This window comes from Streptomyces sp. 1114.5 (genome assembly GCF_003635085.1).
Lineage (GTDB): Bacteria > Actinomycetota > Actinomycetes > Streptomycetales > Streptomycetaceae > Kitasatospora.
Genome location: NZ_RBXE01000001.1, coordinates 2,596,740 through 2,613,941 on the forward strand (window position 1 = coordinate 2,596,740; position 17,202 = coordinate 2,613,941).

The 17,202-nt window shown below is 66.6% G+C and carries 8 protein-coding genes and 3 rRNA genes; all 11 read left to right on the forward strand.

Annotated features, from left to right (window positions below):
- Positions 1-54: 54 nt before the first annotated feature.
- The 11 genes from BX285_RS11425 (at position 55) to BX285_RS11475 (ending at position 17,180) form a co-directional block, all read left to right on the forward strand.
- Complete coding sequence (locus BX285_RS11425; protein ID WP_097237868.1) at positions 55-2,262, forward strand: polyribonucleotide nucleotidyltransferase; 2,208 nt, start codon at positions 55-57, stop codon at positions 2,260-2,262.
- A 141-nt stretch (positions 2,263-2,403) separates the two neighbouring features.
- Positions 2,404-3,735 (forward strand): pitrilysin family protein, encoded by a 1,332-nt coding sequence (locus tag BX285_RS11430; protein ID WP_097237869.1) that lies wholly within the window; start codon positions 2,404-2,406, stop codon positions 3,733-3,735.
- Positions 3,736-3,763: 28 nt separating this feature from the next.
- Positions 3,764-4,531 (forward strand): 4-hydroxy-tetrahydrodipicolinate reductase, encoded by a 768-nt coding sequence (gene dapB / locus BX285_RS11435; RefSeq protein ID WP_097237870.1) that lies wholly within the window; start codon positions 3,764-3,766, stop codon positions 4,529-4,531.
- 7 nt (positions 4,532-4,538) lie between these two features.
- Positions 4,539-4,997, forward strand: a complete 459-nt coding sequence (locus tag BX285_RS11440) for a tetratricopeptide repeat protein (RefSeq protein ID WP_121175055.1) — start codon at positions 4,539-4,541, stop codon at positions 4,995-4,997.
- On the forward strand, positions 4,994-5,725 hold the full coding sequence (gene thyX / locus BX285_RS11445) for an FAD-dependent thymidylate synthase (protein ID WP_121175056.1): 732 nt from the start codon (positions 4,994-4,996) through the stop codon (positions 5,723-5,725). Before BX285_RS11440 ends, thyX begins: the two co-directional genes overlap by 4 nt.
- 227 nt (positions 5,726-5,952) lie before the next feature.
- The gene (gene dapA, locus BX285_RS11450) at positions 5,953-6,852 is read left to right on the forward strand and encodes a 4-hydroxy-tetrahydrodipicolinate synthase (RefSeq protein ID WP_097237873.1); all 900 of its coding nucleotides are present in this window, start codon (positions 5,953-5,955) and stop codon (positions 6,850-6,852) included.
- A gap of 170 nt (positions 6,853-7,022) precedes the next feature.
- Complete coding sequence (locus tag BX285_RS11455) at positions 7,023-8,708, forward strand: ribonuclease J (RefSeq protein WP_097237874.1); 1,686 nt, start codon at positions 7,023-7,025, stop codon at positions 8,706-8,708.
- Between the two features lie 499 nt (positions 8,709-9,207).
- Positions 9,208-10,731, forward strand: a 16S ribosomal RNA gene (locus BX285_RS11460).
- 275 nt (positions 10,732-11,006) lie between these two features.
- Positions 11,007-14,127: ribosomal RNA gene (locus BX285_RS11465) — 23S ribosomal RNA — on the forward strand.
- Positions 14,128-14,199: 72 nt separating this feature from the next.
- Positions 14,200-14,316: ribosomal RNA gene (rrf, locus tag BX285_RS11470) — 5S ribosomal RNA — on the forward strand.
- The 16S, 23S and 5S rRNA genes sit together here, the layout of an rRNA operon.
- Positions 14,317-14,597: 281 nt before the next feature.
- Complete coding sequence (locus BX285_RS11475) at positions 14,598-17,180, forward strand: sensor histidine kinase KdpD (RefSeq protein ID WP_097240255.1); 2,583 nt, start codon at positions 14,598-14,600, stop codon at positions 17,178-17,180.
- Positions 17,181-17,202 lie beyond the last annotated feature (22 nt).

A 17,202-nucleotide genomic window follows, 5' to 3' on the forward strand; every position in this document is an offset into this window, starting at 1 on the left:
AGGCAGGACGCGGGGACGCTCTCCCGGAGACGTACGAAAGAGGAGATCTTCCAGGTGGAAGAGAACGTGTTCTACGCCGAGGCCGTGATCGACAACGGTTCCTTCGGCACCCGTACCATCCGCTTCGAGACCGGCCGCCTGGCCCGTCAGGCCGGCGGCTCCGCCGTCGCCTACCTGGACGACGACACCATGGTGCTGTCGGCCACCAGCGCGTCCAAGCAGCCGAAGGAGCACTTCGACTTCTTCCCGCTGACCGTGGACGTCGAGGAGCGGATGTACGCCGCGGGCCGCATCCCCGGCTCGTTCTTCCGTCGCGAGGGCCGGCCCTCCGAGGACGCGATCCTCACCTGCCGCCTGATCGACCGCCCGCTGCGCCCGTCCTTCGTCAAGGGCCTGCGCAACGAGGTCCAGGTCGTCGTCACCGTGATGGCGCTCAACCCCGACCACCTGTACGACGTGGTCGCGATCAACGCCGCCTCCGCCTCCACCCAGCTGGCGGGCCTGCCGTTCTCCGGCCCGATCGGCGGCGTGCGCGTCGCGCTGATCAACGGCCAGTGGGTGGCCTTCCCGACCCACACCGAGCTGGAGTCGGCCGTCTTCGACATGGTCGTCGCCGGTCGCGCCCTGCCGGACGGCGACGTCGCGATCATGATGGTCGAGGCCGAGGCCACCGACAAGACCATCAAGCTGGTCGAGGGCGGCGCCGACGCGCCGACCGAGGAGGTCGTCGCCTCCGGCCTGGAGGCCGCCAAGCCGTTCATCAAGGTCCTGTGCGCCGCGCAGGCTCAGCTGGCCGCCCAGGCCGCCAAGCCCACCGGTGAGTTCCCGGTCTTCCTGGACTACCAGGACGACGTCCTCGCCGCGCTGACCGCCGCCGTCAAGGACGAGCTCGCCCAGGCCCTCACCATCCCGGGCAAGCAGGAGCGCAACAACGAGCTGGACCGCGTCAAGGCGCTGGCCGCCGAGAAGCTGCTCCCCGAGTTCGAGGGTCGCGAGAAGGAGATCAGCGCCGCCTACAACGCGCTGACCAAGAAGATCGTCCGCGAGCGCGTCATCAAGGACAAGGTCCGCATCGACGGCCGCGGTGTCACCGACATCCGCACCCTGGCCGCCGAGGTCGAGGCCATCCCGCGGGTGCACGGCTCGGCCCTGTTCGAGCGCGGCGAGACCCAGATCCTGGGTGTCACCACGCTGAACATGCTGCGCATGGAGCAGCAGCTGGACACGCTCTCCCCGGAGACGCGTCGTCGCTACATGCACAACTACAACTTCCCGCCGTACTCCGTCGGCGAGACCGGCCGCGTGGGCTCGCCCAAGCGCCGCGAGATCGGCCACGGCGCGCTGGCCGAGCGGGCCATCCTGCCCGTGCTGCCCTCGCGCGAGGAGTTCCCGTACGCCATCCGCCAGGTCTCCGAGGCGCTCGGCTCCAACGGCTCCACCTCGATGGGCTCGGTCTGCGCCTCGACCATGTCGCTGCTGAACGCCGGTGTGCCGCTGAAGGCCGCCGTCGCCGGCATCGCGATGGGCCTGATCTCCCAGGAGATCGACGGTGAGACCCACTACGTGACCCTCACCGACATCCTCGGCGCCGAGGACGCGTACGGCGACATGGACTTCAAGGTCGCCGGTACCCGCAACTTCATCACCGCCCTCCAGCTGGACACCAAGCTGACCGGCATCCCGGCGTCGGTGCTCGCCGCCGCGCTGAAGCAGGCCAAGGACGCCCGCCTGCACATCCTCGACGTGATGAACGAGGCCATCGACTCCCCGGACGAGATGTCCCCGAACGCGCCGCGCATCATCACCATCAAGATCCCGGTGGACAAGATCGGTGAGGTCATCGGCCCCAAGGGCAAGATGATCAACCAGATCCAGGAGGACACCGGCGCCGAGATCACGATCGAGGACGACGGCACCATCTACATCGGTGCCGCCGACGGCCCGGCCGCCGAGGCCGCCCGCACCACGATCAACCAGATCGCCAACCCGACCATGCCGGAGGTCGGCGAGCGCTACCTGGGCACCGTGGTCAAGACCACGACCTTCGGCGCGTTCGTGTCGCTGATGCCGGGCAAGGACGGCCTGCTGCACATCTCGCAGATCCGCAAGCTGGCCGGCGGCAAGCGCGTGGAGAACGTCGAGGACGTCCTCGGCGTCGGCGCCAAGGTGCAGGTCGAGATCGCCGAGATCGACCCGCGCGGCAAGCTCTCCCTGATCCCGGTCATCGAGGGCGAAGAGGCCGGCGAGGCCGCTTCCGAGTGAAGCGCCGCTAGCTGACTCCCTGCGGCCCGTACGCCTCACGGCGTGCGGGCCGCACCCAGTTGTCCATGCTTTCGTCCGTACGTGCCTTCGCCACGTGCGTTTTCTCTGGAGGTACCCCCCGTGGCGCAGGCCCCGGCGGTAATGCAGCGTCCCGGCAGCACCCGGACCCTGCTCAAGGGCGTCGACGGCGCCGGCACGGTGCGCCGCACCGTCCTCCCCGGCGGCCTGCGGGTCGTCACCGAGACCCTGCCGACGGTTCGCTCCGCGACCTTCGGCATCTGGGTCGGCGTCGGCTCGCGGGACGAGACCCCGCAGCTCAACGGCGCCACCCACTACCTGGAGCACCTGCTCTTCAAGGGCACCGAGCGGCGCAGCGCGCTGGACATCTCGGCGGCCCTGGACGCGGTCGGCGGCGAGATGAACGCCTTCACCGCGAAGGAGAACACCTGCTACTACGCCCGGGTCCTGGACACCGACCTGCCGCTGGCCATCGACGTGGTCTGCGACATGCTCACGGGCTCGCTGATCCGCACCGAGGACGTGGAGGCCGAGCGCGGCGTCATCCTCGAAGAGATGGCGATGGCCGAGGACGACCCGGGCGACGTGGTGCACGACCTGTTCGCCAAGGTGATCTACGGCAGCGGCCCGCTCGGCCGCCCGATCCTCGGCACCCAGGAGACCATCAGGACGCTCACCCGGGACCAGATCGCCGGCTTCTACCACCGCCGCTACCGCCCCGAGAACCTGGTCGTCGCCGCGGCCGGCAACCTCGACCACCGCAAGGTCGTCAAGCAGGTCGAGCAGGCCTTCGCGCCGGTGCTGGCCCGCTCCACCGCGGCTCCCGCCGAGGCCCGCCGCGGCGTCAAGGCGCTGCGCACGGCCGGCCGGGTCGAGGTGCTCAACCGGTCCACCGAGCAGGCCCACCTGGTGCTGGGCGTGCCCGGGGTGCCGCGGCACGACGAGCGCCGCTGGGCGCTGGGCGTGCTCAACGCGGCCCTCGGCGGCGGGATGAGCTCGCGGCTGTTCCAGGAGATCCGGGAGAAGCGCGGCCTGGCGTACTCGGTCTACTCGTACTCCTCCTCCTACGCGGACAGCGGCCTGTTCGGCATCTACGCCGGCTGCCAGCCCAAGCGGGTCGAGGAGGTGCTGCGGATCTGCCGCGCCGAGCTGGCCAAGGTGGTCGCCGAGGGCATCACCGAGGAGGAGCTGCAGCGGGCGATCGGGCAGATCTCCGGCTCGACGGTGCTCGGCATGGAGGACACCGGCTCGCTGATGAACCGGATCGGCAAGGCCGAGCTCAGCTACGGCCACCACCTGTCGGTGGACGAGATGCTGGAGCGGATCGCGGCCGTGACCCTGGACGACGTCCACGAGGTCGCCCGTGATGTGCTGGGCGCGTACCGGCCGTCGCTGGCGCTGATCGGCCCGGTCAACGACAAGCGGGCCGCCAAGCTCGCCGATCTGCTGGTCTGAAACCGGCTGGTGTGAGAGGAACTTCGCTATGACGCTGCGTGTCGCCGTGATCGGCGCCCAGGGACGGATCGGCTCCGAGGCCGTCAAGGCCGTCGAGGCCGCGCCGGACATGGAGCTGGTGGCCACCCTCGGCCGCGGCTCCAGGCTGGAGGAGCTGACCGAGGCCGGGGCCCAGGTCGCCGTCGAGCTGACCCACCCGGACTCGGTGATGGGCAACCTCGACTACTGCGTCCACAACGGCATCCACGTGGTCACCGGCACCACCGGCTGGGACGACCTGCGGTTGTCCGAGCTGGAAGGCTGGCTCGTCCCGGCCGAGGCCACCGGACACCCGCCGCTGCCCGTCGGCGTCCTGATCGCGCCGAACTTCTCCATCGGCGCGATCCTCGGCATGAAGTTCTCCCAGGTCGCGGCGAAGTACTTCGAGTCGGTCGAGGTGGTCGAACTGCACCACGACCGCAAGGCCGACGCCCCCAGCGGCACCGCCACCCGCACCGCCCAGCTGATCGCCGCGGCCCGCGCCGAGGCCGGCCGCCCGAAGCAGCAGGACCCGACCACCCACAGCCTGCCCGGCGCGCGCGGCGCCGACGTGGACGGGGTGCCGGTGCACGCCGTCCGGCTGCGCGGCCTGCTCGCCCACCAGCAGGTGATGTTCGGCGACACCGGCGAGACGCTCACCATCCGGCACGACTCGCTGCACCACAGCAGCTTCATGCCGGGCATCCTGCTGGGCGTGCGCAAGGTCGTCGAGACCCCGGGGCTGACCTTCGGCCTCGAACACTTCCTGGACCTGTGAGCCCTTCATGACCTCCCGTACCGGTTTCTTCGTCCTGTCCGGCGTGCTGCTGCTGGTCGCCCTGCTCTGCGTGGGGGAGGGCGTCCAGCTGATCGCCACCGGCAAGCCGCTCGGCATCGGCATCGGCCTCTGCGCCTTCGTCATCCCGGTGATCGGGCTCTGGTTCCTGCGCCAGACCGTCCGTTTCGGCCGGGCCAGCGAACGGCTCGCCCGGGAGCTGGAGGCCGAGGGCGGCCTGCCGGTGGACGAGCTGAAGCGCACCACCGGCGGGCGGATCGACCGGGACTCGGCCGACGCGGTGTTCGCCCGCCGCCGGACCGAGGCGGAGGCCGCGCCGGGCGACTGGCGGGTCTGGTTCCGCCTCGCCGTGGCCTACGCCGACGCCGGCGACACCCCGCGCGCCCGCAAGACCATGCAGCACGCCATCAAGCTGCACAGCACCGAACCTGCAAGGAGTAACGCGTGAGCGACGAACCGACGGCCCCCAGCTTCCGCAGTGACGTGACGGTGGAGCTGGTCCGCAGCGCCGCCGCCGACTCGGACGTCGTCTGGGCGGCCCGCGTCTCGACCGCGGGGGAGCAGTCGCTGGAGGCGCTGCAGCAGGACCCGGAGAAGTCCAAGGGCCTGATCAACTTCCTGATGCGCGACCGCCACGGCACGCCCTTCGAGCACAACTCGATGACCTTCTTCATCAGCGCGCCGATCTTCGTGTTCCGGGAGTTCCACCGGCACCGCAGCGGCTGGTCGTACAACGAGGAGTCCGGCCGCTACCGCGAGCTGCAGCCGGTCTTCTACGTCCCGGCCGAGGACCGCAAGCTGGTCCAGCAGGGCCGCCCGGGCAAGTACGAGTTCCACGAGGGCACGCCCGAGCAGCACAAGACCACCACCGAGGCGATGGAGGCCGCGTACCGCGAGTCCTACGCCCGCTACCGGGAGATGCTGGAGGCCGGGGTGGCCCGCGAGGTGGCCCGCGCGGTGCTGCCGGTCGGCCTGTTCTCCTCGATGTACGCGACCTGCAACTCGCGTTCGCTGATGCACTTCCTGTCGCTGCGGACCAAGCGGGAGAACTCGGCGGTGCCGTCGTTCCCGCAGCGCGAGATCGAGATGGTCGCCGAGCAGATGGAGCAGCAGTGGGCCGAGCTCATGCCGCTCACCCATGCGGCCTTCGAGAAGCACGGCCGGGTCGCCCCCTGACCTGGGACGACAGGCATATGGGCAGAGTGTCTGGCATGTCTGGATTGCGGCTTTTCTAGCCGCTCCCTACATTCGTGAACACGGATCCCGGTGCTGCCTGAACCCCCGAGCGGGCAGCACCGGGATCCCACCCCACCGCCTGTTTCCACCGCTCCGCGCGGCTGCCCCTGTCCGAACCCTGGACCGGTGTGGATACCGCCCCACCGCCTACGAGTAGCTTTGGACACATGGCTCCGACCTCCACCCCCCAAACGCCGTTCGGCCGGGTCCTGACCGCCATGGTCACCCCGTTCACCGCCGACGGCGGACTCGACCCCGAAGGCGCCCAGCGCCTCGCCACGCACCTCGTCGACTCCGGGAACGACGGCATCGTCGTCAACGGCACCACCGGTGAGTCCCCGACCACCAGCGATGCCGAGAAGGCCCGACTGGTCAGCGCCGTGGTGGAGGCGGTCGGGGACCGCGCCCACGTGGTGGCGGGCGTCGGCACCAACGACACCCGGCACAGCATCGAGCTGGCCCGGCAGGCGCAGGCCGCCGGGGCGCACGGCCTGCTGGCCGTCACGCCGTACTACAGCAAGCCCCCGCAGGAGGGCCTGTACCGGCACACCGTCGCCCTCGCCGACTCGACCGAGCTGCCGGTCATGCTGTACGACATCCCGGGCCGCAGCGGGGTGGCGCTGAGCCACGAGACGCTGGTCCGCCTCGGCGAGCACCCGCGGATCGTCGCCAACAAGGACGCCAAGGGGGACCTCGGCTCCGCGGCCTGGGCGATCGCCCGCGCCGACCTCGCCTGGTACTCCGGCGACGACATCCTCAACCTGCCGCTGCTGTCCGTCGGAGCGGTCGGCGTGGTCAGCGTCGTCGGGCACCTCGCGGCCGGCGAGCTGAAGGCGATGATCGAGGCCTACCTGGCGGGCGATGTGGCCAAGGCCACCGCGATCCACCAGAGCCTGCTGCCACTGTTCAGCGGTATGTTCCGCACCCAGGGCGCCATCCTGACCAAGGCCGCGCTGGAGCTGCAGGGCCTCCCGGCCGGCCCGCTCCGGCTGCCACTGGTCGGGGCGACGCCCGAGGAGATCGCGCAATTGAAGCAGGATCTCGCCGCCGGCGGGGTACACCTGTAGGCAGACACAGACGTGCGCGCCCCGGCTCGCCGGACCCCCAGGGTCCGCCGCTGGACCGGACTGAAGGCGCGAGAGCACAGACCCAGTAGGAAAACGACACTGAGTACGCACGCCATATGTCTCCAGGGGGAGGACCCCGGGCATATGGCGTGCGTCGTGAGGAGAGTCTTTTGAGCCACCCGCACCCCGAACTCGGCGCGCCTCCGGCCCTGAAGGAGGGCGCCCTCCGCATCACTCCGCTCGGCGGCCTCGGCGAGATCGGCCGCAACATGACGGTTCTCGAATACGGGGACCGCATCCTGATCGTCGACTGCGGCGTCCTCTTCCCCGAGGACGAGCAGCCCGGCGTGGACCTGATCCTCCCGGACTTCACCTACATCCGGGACCGCCTCGACAAGGTCGACGGCATCGTCCTCACCCACGGGCACGAGGACCACATCGGCGCCGTCCCCTTCCTCCTGCGGGAGAACCCGGACATCCCGCTGATCGGCTCCAAGCTGACCCTGGCCCTGATCGAGGCCAAGCTCGCCGAGCACCGGATCCGCCCGTACGTCCTGGAGGTGAAGGAGGGCGAGCGCGAGCGCATCGGCCCCTTCGACTGCGAGTTCATCGCGGTCAACCACTCCATCCCGGACGCCCTCGCCGTGGCGATCCGCACCCCCGCCGGCATGGTCGTGGCCACCGGCGACTTCAAGATGGACCAGCTGCCGCTCGACGGCCGCCTCACCGACCTGCCGACCTTCGCCAAGCTGGCGGAGGAGGGCATGGACCTCCTGCTGGTGGACTCCACCAACGCCGAGGTCCCCGGCTTCATCCCGCACGAGCGGGACATCTCGGCGGCGCTGCGCAACGTCTTCGCCAACGCGGACAAGCGCATCATCGTCGCCTCCTTCGCGAGCCACGTGCACCGCATCCAGCAGGTGCTGGACGCGGCCCACGAGTACAAGCGCAAGGTCGCCTTCGTGGGCCGCTCGATGGTCCGCAACATGGGCATCGCCCGCGACCTCGGCTACCTCAAGGTGCCCGGCAACATGGTCGTGGACGTCAAGCAGCTGGACGACCTCCCGGACAAGGAGGTCGTGCTCATCTGCACCGGCTCGCAGGGCGAGCCGATGGCCGCGCTGTCCCGGATGGCCAACCGCGACCACCAGATCCGCATCGTCGAGGGCGACACGGTGGTCCTCGCGTCCTCGCTCATCCCGGGCAACGAGAACGCCGTCTACCGCGTGATCAACGGCCTGACCCGCTGGGGCGCCAAGGTCGTGCACAAGGGCAACGCCAAGGTGCACGTCTCCGGCCACGCCTCGGCCGGCGAGCTGCTCTACTTCTTCAACATCTGCAAGCCGCGCAACCTCATGCCGGTGCACGGCGAGTGGCGCCACCTGCGGGCGGCCGCCGACCTGGGCATCGCCACGGGCATCCCGCGCAACCGGGTGGTCATCGCCGAGGACGGCGTCTGCGTCGACCTGGAGAAGGGCGTCGCCCGGATCGTCGGCAAGGTGCAGGCCGGTTACGTCTACGTCGACGGCTCCTCGGTCGGCGACATCACCGAAGCCTCGCTCAAGGACCGCAGGATCCTGGGCGAGGAGGGCTTCATCTCGGTCTTCGTCGCGGTCGACTCGACCAACGGCAAGATCATCGGCGGCCCGACCATCCAGGCCCGCGGCTCCGGCATCGACGACAACGCCTTCGTGCCCGTCGTCGCCAAGCTCCAGGAGGCCCTGGACCGCTCGGCGAGCGACGGCGTCCTGGAGCCCCGCCAGGTGCAGCAGCTCGTCCGCCGGACCATCGGCAAGTGGGTGGCGGACAACTACCGCCGTCGGCCGATGATCCTTCCGGTCGTCGTCGAGGTCTGACGCTCGTCGGCGAGCGTCAGTCGCTCGTCCGTCCCCGGCTGAGGCCGGTTTGACGTGGGGCGACCCGGTGCGTAGTGTTCTCCGGGTTGCCCCGCGGGACGGCCCCTCGGTAACGGGCTCGAATTCGAATTCGAGAACGACCGGGGAAAACGGCCCGAAAAGCTCTGGTAGAGTTCGGGAGCGCCGAAAGGCGAAAGCCGGTCGGATGAATGAAACTCCGGAAAACGGGGCGGAAAACGTCTGATAAGCTGGAAACACGAATGAACGAAGCCCGGAGGGTCCGCTGGAAGGCGGTCCGAAGGAAGCGTCCGTTCCTTGAGAACTCAACAGCGTGCCAAAAGTCAACGCCAGATATGTTGACATCCCCGGCCTTGATCGTTTGATCGGGGTTGGAGATTCCTTTTGAAATAACACTAGCGAGGACGCAGTGCGCGGGATCACCCTATTCCGGTGGTTGCCGTGCCGCTCAACGCGAGTGCCGCCCGATTACGGGTAGACATTCACGGAGAGTTTGATCCTGGCTCAGGACGAACGCTGGCGGCGTGCTTAACACATGCAAGTCGAACGGTGAAGCCCTTCGGGGTGGATCAGTGGCGAACGGGTGAGTAACACGTGGGCAATCTGCCCTGCACTCTGGGACAAGCCCTGGAAACGGGGTCTAATACCGGATATGACCTTCCTCCGCATGGGGGTTGGTGGAAAGCTCCGGCGGTGCAGGATGAGCCCGCGGCCTATCAGCTTGTTGGTGGGGTAATGGCCTACCAAGGCGACGACGGGTAGCCGGCCTGAGAGGGCGACCGGCCACACTGGGACTGAGACACGGCCCAGACTCCTACGGGAGGCAGCAGTGGGGAATATTGCACAATGGGCGCAAGCCTGATGCAGCGACGCCGCGTGAGGGATGACGGCCTTCGGGTTGTAAACCTCTTTCAGCAGGGAAGAAGCGCAAGTGACGGTACCTGCAGAAGAAGCACCGGCTAACTACGTGCCAGCAGCCGCGGTAATACGTAGGGTGCGAGCGTTGTCCGGAATTATTGGGCGTAAAGAGCTCGTAGGCGGCCTGTCGCGTCGGATGTGAAAGCCCGGGGCTTAACCCCGGGTCTGCATTCGATACGGGCAGGCTAGAGTGTGGTAGGGGAGATCGGAATTCCTGGTGTAGCGGTGAAATGCGCAGATATCAGGAGGAACACCGGTGGCGAAGGCGGATCTCTGGGCCATTACTGACGCTGAGGAGCGAAAGCGTGGGGAGCGAACAGGATTAGATACCCTGGTAGTCCACGCCGTAAACGTTGGGAACTAGGTGTTGGCGACATTCCACGTCGTCGGTGCCGCAGCTAACGCATTAAGTTCCCCGCCTGGGGAGTACGGCCGCAAGGCTAAAACTCAAAGGAATTGACGGGGGCCCGCACAAGCAGCGGAGCATGTGGCTTAATTCGACGCAACGCGAAGAACCTTACCAAGGCTTGACATATATCGGAAACGGCTAGAGATAGTCGCCCCCTTGTGGTCGGTATACAGGTGGTGCATGGTTGTCGTCAGCTCGTGTCGTGAGATGTTGGGTTAAGTCCCGCAACGAGCGCAACCCTTGTTCTGTGTTGCCAGCATGCCTTTCGGGGTGATGGGGACTCACAGGAGACTGCCGGGGTCAACTCGGAGGAAGGTGGGGACGACGTCAAATCATCATGCCCCTTATGTCTTGGGCTGCACACGTGCTACAATGGTCGGTACAAAGGGCTGCGATGCCGTGAGGCGGAGCGAATCCCAAAAAGCCGGCCTCAGTTCGGATTGGGGTCTGCAACTCGACCCCATGAAGTTGGAGTTGCTAGTAATCGCAGATCAGCATGCTGCGGTGAATACGTTCCCGGGCCTTGTACACACCGCCCGTCACGTCACGAAAGTCGGTAACACCCGAAGCCGGTGGCCTAACCCGTAAGGGGAGGAGCCGTCGAAGGTGGGACCAGCGATTGGGACGAAGTCGTAACAAGGTAGCCGTACCGGAAGGTGCGGCTGGATCACCTCCTTTCTAAGGAGCACATAGCAGCTTCGGGCGAATGTCCCGGAGTGCTCGCTCATGGGTGGAACGTTGACTATTCGGCACAGTTCAGACGATGTTTCCTAGTACTGCTTCGGCGTGGAAGAGATTCATGGTCTGGGTGTGTCGGGCACGTTGTTGGGTCCTGAGGGAACGGGTAACCGTTGTCTCAGTGGTTGCCGGCCTCACTTGAGGTGGTCTTCGGATCATTGAGGGTGTGTGACTGGTCGTTGTTTGAGAACTGCACAGTGGACGCGAGCATCTGTGGCCAAGTTTTTAAGGGCGCACGGTGGATGCCTTGGCACCAGGAACCGATGAAGGACGTGGGAGGCCACGATAGTCCCCGGGGAGCCGTCAACCAGGCTTTGATCCGGGGGTTTCCGAATGGGGAAACCCGGCAGTCGTCATGGGCTGTCACCCGCTGCTGAACACATAGGCAGTGTGGAGGGAACGCGGGGAAGTGAAACATCTCAGTACCCGCAGGAAGAGAAAACAACCGTGATTCCGGGAGTAGTGGCGAGCGAAACTGGATGAGGCTAAACCGTTTTGGTGTGAGACCCGGCAGGGGTTGCCATTGCGGGGTTGTGGGAATGAGCTTCAGTCGTCTGCCGGCGGCTGGGCGAGTCAGAAACCGTATGGGTAGTCGAAGGACATGCGAAAGGTCCGGCGTAGAGGGTAAGACCCCCGTAGACGAAATCTGTACGGCTTGCTTGCTCATCTCCCAAGTAGCACGGGGCCCGAGAAATCCCGTGTGAATCTGGCGGGACCACCCGCTAAGCCTAAATATTCCCTGGTGACCGATAGCGGATAGTACCGTGAGGGAATGGTGAAAAGTACCGCGGGAGCGGAGTGAAATAGTACCTGAAACCGTGTGCCTACAAGCCGTGGGAGCGTCGTTCATCAGCTTGCTGGTGGGCCGTGACTGCGTGCCTTTTGAAGAATGAGCCTGCGAGTTTGCGGTGTGTAGCGAGGTTAACCCGTGTGGGGTAGCCGTAGCGAAAGCGAGTCCGAATAGGGCGTTTGAGTTGCATGCCCAAGACCCGAAGCGGAGTGATCTAGCCATGGGCAGGTTGAAGCGCGGGTAAGACCGTGTGGAGGACCGAACCCACCAGGGTTGAAAACCTGGGGGATGACCTGTGGTTAGGGGTGAAAGGCCAATCAAACTCCGTGATAGCTGGTTCTCCCCGAAATGCATTTAGGTGCAGCGTCACGTGTTTCTTGCCGGAGGTAGAGCACTGGATAGGCGATGGGCCTTACCGGGTTACTGACCTTAGCCAAACTCCGAATGCCGGTAAGTGAGAGCGTGGCAGTGAGACTGTGGGGGATAAGCTCCATGGTCGAGAGGGAAACAGCCCAGAACACCGACTAAGGTCCCTAAGCGTGTGCTAAGTGGGAAAGGATGTGGAGTCGCAGAGACAACCAGGAGGTTGGCTTAGAAGCAGCCACCCTTGAAAGAGTGCGTAATAGCTCACTGGTCAAGTGATTCCGCGCCGACAATGTAGCGGGGCTCAAGCACATCACCGAAGTCGTGTCATTGCAGCATTAAGGGCCAACGCCTGCTGTGATGGGTAGGGGAGCGTCGTGTGCCGGGTGAAGCGGCGGTGGAAACCAGTCGTGGACGGTATACGAGTGAGAATGCAGGCATGAGTAGCGATACAAGAGTGGGAAACTCTTGCGCCGATTGACCAAGGGTTCCTGGGTCAAGCTGATCTGCCCAGGGTAAGTCGGGACCTAAGGCGAGGCCGACAGGCGTAGTCGATGGACAACGGGTTGATATTCCCGTACCCGCTTTGAAGCGCCAACGCTGAACCAGGTGATGCTAAGGCCGTGAAGCCGGCCCGGAGTCTTCGGACAATGGGACGTGGTGGAGCCGCCGATCCAAGTCTGTAGTAGGTGAGCGATGGGGTGACGCAGGAAGGTAGTCCAGCCCGGGCGGTGGTTGTCCCGGGGTAAGGGTGTAGGCCGTGAGGTAGGCAAATCCGCCTCACATTAAGGCTGAGACCTGATGCCGAGCCGATTGTGGTGAAGTGGATGATCCTATGCTGTCGAGAAAAGCCTCTAGCGAGTTTCATGGCGGCCCGTACCCCAAACCGACTCAGGTGGTCAGGTAGAGAATACCGAGGCGTTCGGGTGAACTATGGTTAAGGAACTCGGCAAAATGCCCCCGTAACTTCGGGAGAAGGGGGGCCATTCCTGGTGACGGGCCTTGCGCCTTGAGCTGGGGGTGGCCGCAGAGACCAGCGAGAAGCGACTGTTTACTAAAAACACAGGTCCGTGCGAAGCCGTAAGGCGATGTATACGGACTGACGCCTGCCCGGTGCTGGAACGTTAAGGGGACCGGTTAGCTCCATTTCGGTGGGGCGAAGCTGAGAACTTAAGCGCCAGTAAACGGCGGTGGTAACTATAACCATCCTAAGGTAGCGAAATTCCTTGTCGGGTAAGTTCCGACCTGCACGAATGGCGTAACGACTTCTCGACTGTCTCAACCATAGGCCCGGTGAAATTGCATTACGAGTAAAGATGCTCGTTTCGCGCAGCAGGACGGAAAGACCCCGGGACCTTTACTATAGCTTGATATTGGTGTTCGGTTCGGCTTGTGTAGGATAGGTGGGAGACTTTGAAGCGGCAACGCCAGTTGTTGTGGAGTCGTCGTTGAAATACCACTCTGGTCGTGCTGGATGTCTAACCTGGGTCCGTGATCCGGATCAGGGACAGTGTCTGGTGGGTAGTTTAACTGGGGCGGTTGCCTCCTAAAGGGTAACGGAGGCGCCCAAAGGTTCCCTCAGCCTGGTTGGCAATCAGGTGTTGAGTGTAAGTGCACAAGGGAGCTTGACTGTGAGACTGACGGGTCGAGCAGGTACGAAAGTAGGGACTAGTGATCCGGCGGTGGCTTGTGGAAGCGCCGTCGCTCAACGGATAAAAGGTACCCCGGGGATAACAGGCTGATCTTCCCCAAGAGTCCATATCGACGGGATGGTTTGGCACCTCGATGTCGGCTCGTCGCATCCTGGGGCTGGAGTAGGTCCCAAGGGTTGGGCTGTTCGCCCATTAAAGCGGTACGCGAGCTGGGTTTAGAACGTCGTGAGACAGTTCGGTCCCTATCCGCTGTGCGCGTAGGAGTGTTGAGAAGGGCTGTCCCTAGTACGAGAGGACCGGGACGGACGAACCTCTGGTGTGCCAGTTGTCCTGCCAAGGGCATGGCTGGTTGGCTACGTTCGGGAGGGATAACCGCTGAAAGCATCTAAGCGGGAAGCCTGCTTCGAGATGAGCACTCCCACCTCCTTGAGAGGGTAAGGCTCCCAGTAGACGACTGGGTTGATAGGCCGGATATGGAAGCCCTGTGAGGGGTGGAGTTGACCGGTACTAATAGGCCGAGGGCTTGTCCTCAGTTGCTCGCGTCCACTGTGTTGTTCTGAAACAACGACCGCCCTGCCGGCGGGTCGGATAGTTTCATAGTGTTTCGGTGGTCATAGCGTGAGGGAAACGCCCGGTTACATTCCGAACCCGGAAGCTAAGCCTCACAGCGCCGATGGTACTGCAGGGGGGACCCTGTGGGAGAGTAGGACGCCGCCGAACAATTCTTCTGAAGAACCCCCATCCGGATCCCGGATGGGGGTTCTTCGCATTTCCGGACGCTTCCGGACCCCTTTCCGCAATTCGGGCGCCGCGCTGGCAGTGTCCCTGCCCCTGCCGAACGACCCCCGCCGAGTGGCTGGTCCGTCGTCAATATGCCGCTAAAACCGCCTGATCAGTGCACTGATCAGCGGAAAATCACTGCTCACGCCGTAGTCTCGAAGGGCAGGGGAACAGGTGTCCGGGGGTGGCTCCCGGACATGGCCGGATCAAGAATGGTGCTCATGGGACGAGGCAGGCTGCGCATCTACCTCGGGGCGGCCCCCGGGGTCGGCAAGACGTACGCCATGCTCGCCGAGGCGCACCGGCGGCAGGAGCGTGGCACGGACGTCGTGGTGGCGTTCGTGGAGGACCACGGGCGCCGGCGTACCGCGGACATGGTCGCCGGGCTGGAGGTCGTGCTGCGCCAACAGGTGGTGCACCGGGGCGCCAGGTTCTCCGAGATGGACCTGGACGCCGTGCTGGCCCGCCGCCCGCAGGTGGCGCTGGTGGACGAACTGGCGCACACCAACGTCCCGGGCTGCCGCAACGCCAAGCGCTGGCAGGACGTCGAGGAGCTGCTGGCGGCCGGGATCGACGTGATCTCCACCGTCAACGTGCAGCACCTGGCGTCGCTGGGCGACGCCGTCGCGGGGATCACCGGGGTGCGCCAGCGGGAGACCGTCCCGGACGAGGTGGTCCGGCGGGCCGACCAGATCGAGCTGGTGGACATGTCCCCGCAGGCGCTGCGGCGGCGCCTGGCGCACGGGAACGTGTACGCGCCGGAGAAGATCGACGCCGCCCTCGCCAACTACTTCCGCCCGGGCAACCTGACCGCGCTGCGCGAGCTGGCGCTGCTGTGGACCGCGGACCAGGTGGACGAGTACCTGCAGAAGTACCGGGCCGAGCAGGGCATCGAGGGCACCTGGCAGGCCCGTGAGCGGATCGTGGTGGGCCTGACCGGGGGGCCCGAAGGGGCGACGCTGATCCGCCGGGCGGCCCGGATCGCGGCCCGCGTCTCCGGCGGTGAGCTGCTCGCCGTGCACATCTCCCGTTCGGACGGGCTCGCGGGCACCGGCTCGCCGCAGCGGCTGATCGAGCAGCGGGCGCTGGTGGAGAGCCTCGGCGGTTCCTTCCACGCGGTCCTGGGCGACGATCCGGCGGCCGGGCTGCTGGACTTCGCCCGTGGGGTGAACGCGACCCAGATCGTGCTGGGCACCAGTCGTCGGCCCGCCTGGCAGTACCTGTACGGGCCGGGCGTCGGCACCACGGTGACCCGGGAGGCCGGGGACATCGACGTCCACATGGTCACGCACGAGCACGCCGGGCACGGGCGCGGCCGGATACCCGTCCGGCGGACCACCGACCTGGGCCGGAAGCGGACGGTCGCCGGCTGGCTCGTCGGGCTGGCAGGCCCGCCGCTGCTGGCGATCCTGCTGACCGCGATCGGCGGCCTGGGGCTCTCCACCGACATGCTGCTGTTCCTGTCGCTGACGGTGAGTGCGGCGCTGGTCGGCGGGCTGCTGCCGGCGATCGGGTCGGCGCTGGTCGGCTCCTCGGTGCTGAACTACTACTTCACGCCGCCGCTGCACACCTTCACCATCAACGAGCCGCAGAACATCATGGCGGTGGCGATATTCACCATCGTCGGGATATCGGTGGCGTCCGTGGTGGACCTGGCGGCCCGGCGCACCCACCAGGCGGCCCGCAGCCAGACCGAGGCGCAGACGCTCAGCGCGCTGGCCGGCACGGTGCTGCGGGGAGCCCCCGACGGGGACGGGGTGCTGACCGCGCTGATGGAGCAGGTCCGGGAGACCTTCGGGCAGGAGAGCGCCGCGCTGCTGGAGCGGCCCGATCCGCTCGGCCCCTGGGTGCCGGTGGCGACCGCCGGGCCGCGGCCGCCGGAACGGCCGGAGGAGGCCGACGTGGACGTCCCGGTCGGCGACAGCCTGGCGCTGGTGCTGCGCGGCCGGGTGTTGCCGGGGGCGGACCGGCGCCTGCTCGGGGCCTTCGCCGCCCAGGCCGCCGTGGTGTTGGAGCGCCGTCGACTGTCCCGGGAGGCCGTCGCGGCCCGCAGGGAGGCCGAGGGCAACCGGATCCGGACCGCGCTGCTGGCCGCCGTCTCGCACGACCTGCGCACCCCGCTGGCGGGCATCAAGGCCTCGGTGAGCTCGCTGCGTTCGGCCGACGTCCAGTGGGACCCGGAGGACGAGGCCGAGCTGCTGGCCGGGATCGAGGACGGGGCCGACCGGCTGGACCACCTGATCAACAACCTGCTCGACATGAGCCGCCTGCAGACCGGGACCGTCACGCCGCTGATCCAGGAGACCGACCTGGACGAGGTGGTGCCCTACGCGCTCGGCGGGGTGCCGCCGGAGTCCGTGCGGCTGGACGTCCCGGAGACGCTGCCGATGATCCGGGCCGACGGCGGTCTGCTGGAGCGTTCGCTGGCCAACCTGGTGGAGAACGCCGTCAAGTACAGCCCGGACGGCGTCAAGGTGCTGGTCAAGGCCGATGCGCTGGAACAGCCGGGGGCGCCGGGCCGGATCGAGCTGCGGATCGTCGACCGCGGGCCGGGGGTGCCCGAGGAGGCGAAGGAGAAGATCTTCGCGCCGTTCCAGCGGTACGGCGACGCGCCGCGCGGCGCCGGGGTGGGCCTCGGACTCGCGGTGGCGCGCGGCTTCGTCGAGGCGATGGACGGTACGGTCACGGCCGAGGACACCCCGGGCGGCGGCCTCACCATGGTCGTCAGCCTGCCGGCCGTCGACCGGCCGCCCGAACCGGACGAGCCGAGCGACGACGGTCCGCTCTCGGAGCTGATCACGTGAGCCCAGCCGCGGGTCGTACGTA

What these genes read in the sequence shown, in the direction of transcription:
- dapA (WP_097237873.1), top strand. Translation starts at nt 5,953, where the DNA reads ATGGCTCCGACCTCCACCCCCCAAACGCCGTTCGGCCGGGTCCTGACC.
- dapB (WP_097237870.1), top strand. Translation starts at nt 3,764, where the DNA reads ATGACGCTGCGTGTCGCCGTGATCGGCGCCCAGGGACGGATCGGCTCC.
- BX285_RS11475 (WP_097240255.1), top strand. Translation starts at nt 14,598, where the DNA reads ATGGGACGAGGCAGGCTGCGCATCTACCTCGGGGCGGCCCCCGGGGTC.
- BX285_RS11430 (WP_097237869.1), top strand. Translation starts at nt 2,404, where the DNA reads ATGCAGCGTCCCGGCAGCACCCGGACCCTGCTCAAGGGCGTCGACGGC.
- BX285_RS11440 (WP_121175055.1), top strand. Translation starts at nt 4,539, where the DNA reads ATGACCTCCCGTACCGGTTTCTTCGTCCTGTCCGGCGTGCTGCTGCTG.